Annotated in this window: 4 protein-coding genes and 1 pseudogene; all 5 read right to left on the reverse strand. The window is 18.8% G+C overall.

The genetic code is table 11. From position 1 onward, the window contains the following. Positions 1–655 precede the first annotated feature (655 nt). The gene (locus KTO59_RS03675; protein ID WP_284928695.1) at positions 656–1,264 is read right to left on the reverse strand and encodes a hypothetical protein; all 609 of its coding nucleotides are present in this window, start codon (positions 1,262–1,264) and stop codon (positions 656–658) included. Between the two features lie 32 nt (positions 1,265–1,296). Then, positions 1,297–1,902, reverse strand: coding sequence for a Panacea domain-containing protein (locus KTO59_RS03680; RefSeq protein WP_284928696.1), 606 nt, complete (start codon positions 1,900–1,902; stop codon positions 1,297–1,299). 116 nt (positions 1,903–2,018) lie between these two features. After that, entirely contained in the window at positions 2,019–2,141 is a 123-nt protein-coding gene (locus tag KTO59_RS03685; RefSeq protein ID WP_284928697.1) for a hypothetical protein, read from the reverse strand. Positions 2,142–2,662: 521 nt separating this feature from the next. Then, the gene (locus KTO59_RS03690; protein ID WP_284928698.1) at positions 2,663–3,670 is read right to left on the reverse strand and encodes a Bax inhibitor-1/YccA family membrane protein; all 1,008 of its coding nucleotides are present in this window, start codon (positions 3,668–3,670) and stop codon (positions 2,663–2,665) included. Continuing rightward, positions 3,670–3,935, reverse strand: a pseudogene (locus KTO59_RS03695) (hypothetical protein); the annotation flags it as partial. The gene KTO59_RS03690 and the pseudogene KTO59_RS03695, both read right to left, overlap by 1 nt.

The raw sequence follows: 3,935 nt of genomic DNA on the forward strand, positions 1-3,935 counted from the left end.
AAGAAATATATAAATTATTCATTTAATATATCTTTGAAATTAATTTAAGTTCATACTTATATAACCTATATAATCGAAAGTAAATATTATTTTTTAAAGTTTAACTTTTTAAGTTTGACTTTATTTTTTTATCTAAATCAAGTAGATATTTTATATATAGAATTGAATATAAATAAAAAAGTTTCATTATTTGAAACTTTAAATACTTTTTTTGTTTTTAAAAATTTTATATTGTTAATATAACATATTTTAAAAATAATGTAAATTTAAAGATTATAAAAATGTGTTTTTGGTAAAAAAAATCTTTTAATATTTGAAGAATGATAATGTTTTGTTGTTGTCATCATTATTATAATTGTTCAACGTAGTTGATGGTTCCATCGAGTCTTTCGATGACGATGAACGACATATTTTTTTCTCCTTTTTGGTTGAATTTAGTGTAAAAAAAGATTCATATAGAATGAATCTTTTTAATTGTTAATAATTATTAATTTGGTTCTGTTAGTTTAATGCTTTAAAGTTTGTTGATTTGTTGTTTTAAAATAAAAAAAGAACTAATTTAATTAGTTTTTTTAATTATCTTTTTTGATTTAATTTGGTTAATTTATTTTTTTCTTCTTTTTTATAATAAAAAAAAATTAAATAAATTAAATTCTTAATTAATTTTATCTATTTTTTTAAACGCATCATCAATCATTATTTTTAATGAATCATTAATTTTTTCTAGATTATTTTTATTTGTATCAGTGTTAATTTTTTTTTGAATTCGTCTTAATATTATTTTAATTTTTTTAAAAAATGATTCTTTAGAAAAAAATTTTTCTAAAGTATTAATAAATTTTAAAGCTTCTTCACATGAAATATATTTTTTCAAAAAAATGTATATTTCATATCTTAAATTATTATATAATGATTGTTTTGGTTTCTTTTCGTTATCTAAAATATGAAAATAATCATAACCAACAATATAGATTTTATTTTTTATTTTTTCAAATAATAATCTTCCTGTATTTGTAATCAAAATTTGATATATTTCTAAATTTTTTGTTTTATGATATAATTCATTACATTTTTCTTTAATTTTGGAGGGTTCTATCTTATGAAAATGAAATTCTTTATGTTTTTCAATAAATTCCCATTCATGTTCCTTATATCCATTCAATACATAAATAACTTGTAAAAAAACATCAAAATTATAATTGTTAAAACTAAATTTTCCTTTATTTATAAACGATAGTCGTTCGATTTTATAATTAAATTTCATATTCAAAAAAAACTTTCTTAAAAATAAAAAAATTATAATTTTAAAGGATTTTCAGTATAATATTCAAAAATATCTTTTTCTGAAATAACATTATCACTTAAATCACAAAAATCATCTTTAAAGTTTTTGATCCAAGGATCTTCTAAATGTGTTTTATTTGAAAGAACAAAAGGTTTCATATTACCATATTTATTTAAAATATATTCAATTGAATCTATTTGTTCTTTTGTTAATTTAACAGATGTAAATTCGTTTTCTTTAATTAAATTAACAGGTTTATCACCGTATCGTGATAATTTAAAATATAAATTAGGAAAAACTGGGCCATAAATCCAAGCATGAATAGAACAATCAGGAAAAAGTTCTTTTCTAGAATCTTTTTTATTTTTTACTAAATAATGAGCATGAATATAATATAAAAGTTTTTGTAATTTTAAATTAGTTATTGTTGGGTCTTTTTTAATAATATAATTTGCCATAGTAAATAAAATGTTTTCAAAATTTGATTCTTTCATATTAATATCTCCTTTTTGAAAATTAATTTTAACAACATTATTATAATATATTTTTTTAAATAATATAAATTGTTTATTTAAATTAGTGATTTGTTTTTCTAATTTTTTAATTTGGTTTTTCATGATATTCTCCTTTTTGGTTAAATTTTGGTATAAAAAAAGACTCTTAAAAATTAGAGTCTTAAATTATTTTTTTTAATTTATTATAAAATTATTTTTTATTTATATTTGATGGTAAATTATGTTTTTTTACCATTGTTATCTATTAGTTTTTCTATTTTTTTAAATGTTTCTATTATTGTATCTTTTGTTTCTTGGTTCGTTTTTTTAATTTCTTCTAAACTTTCTCGATGATATGACATATCTTTTTTTAATAATTCACAATTTTTGTTAATATTGTTTAATTTGTTGTCGCGTTTGTCTGTTCGTTCAAAAGATTAAATTCAGATTTTAAATCATTAGCGAAAAATTTTAATGAAATTATTATTCCTGTTGTTGTTATGATGGCTCGCACTGTTCTAAAAAAATGTAAATGCTTTTTTAACTCTAAATATTTTTAAAACCTTTTTTAATTAAAAACAAAAAAAGACTAGTTTGTGTTAACTGTCTGTTTGGTATTAAAAATGAATTTATTTACACTTTTTTGAAACACTGTGCTCTCATTATTATCTGAGAGTGGATTGTTGGTTTTCTTTTTGATATTTAAATTGTAAGGAAAAATAATTTAAATATTTCATTCTTCTTTGATAATTATAATTTTTAATAAAAATATAAACAATATATTGAATTTTATTTTAGGATTTTATTAGATTTTTATTTAAAAAAGATTTAAAAAAATAAGATGACCAAAAAATTATAACTTTGAAACTAAAATAATTCATTTTTACAATTTTTTTTTTCTAACTAAATAATTTCTAATATGTATAATTATAAGTAAAATTTCCATAAAAATAAAAATCAAAGATTCGAATAAAAAATATACCAAAAGCCATTCACATTTTTTCGGAATTTTTTGTTCAATAAAACGATCCAGTTGATTTAAAGTATTAACCCAAACCAAACTATATAAAATTAAACCAAATAACGCTTCTAATAAATATATGATTAAAGTAAATAAAGAATTATGACCAAATATTTGAGGTACAAAAGATGTTTCTATGAAAAAACTAATAATAAATAATGTTTTGAGGAAAGTATGAAATTTATTATTAACTTTTATTTTATTATTTCTATATAAAAAACTAACTATAAAAATTATTATAAAAGTTAAAAAAAGAGGTAAGATAATATATAATAAGATAAAATATTTCAAAATTTTATATGATAAAGGACAATTTGATATCTGATAAAATTTATATTCTAATATATAAAAACAAGAAAGAAATGCTCCATATAAAAGCGACAAAAATATAGAGAATAAATTCGAGAATAAACCAGAAAAAAGATATATATCTAAAAACAAATAACATAAAAAACGAATAAAATACACAAATAATATAATTGAAAATATGAACCATTCTAAATAAAGAATCGAATAAACGCTTTTTATCTCAAGTTTATAGACAACAACGAAATAATTAATAATTCCTGATAAAAAAGATAGAATAATTAAACTATATAACCTATAAAAAACACTTTTATATGAAGAAATATCATTTATTTGTGATTTTTTAACAATATTTTCTTTTTCTTTATTAATTTGATCGATATTTTTTTTAATTGATTTATTTCTTTTGTGATCAGTATAATAATTATTAATATAAGTTTTGAAATTTCGTTTATAAAATCTACTAGAAGGATCAATGATAAAATCCAAATATTTAGTTTTTAATGCGATATATAAAGAGACAGAGCCAACGAAAAAATTAATTACTAAATAATAATAATTCATTATACAAACTTTGCTGGAGGATAAAAATTACAAAGTTTACCAAAAGCATTACCCGCTATTTGTGATTTATTAGCATATTCTTGATAAGTCCTACAAGGAACCATTTTAATACCTGGAATATCATAAAAAACTCGAGCATTATCAGCAAAAGCATGTCCATTTTCGTGTCTCCAAAATTGGGAATTATGCTTTCTACTATAATCTATTTCATAGTCACAAGGATTCAAAGTTGATAGTTGAGAGTTTTTAACACGCTCACTATCAT

Origin of the sequence: Candidatus Phytoplasma sp. AldY-WA1 (assembly GCF_020312115.2) — a bacterium.
Lineage (GTDB): Bacteria > Bacillota_I > Bacilli_A > Acholeplasmatales > Acholeplasmataceae > Phytoplasma > Phytoplasma vitis.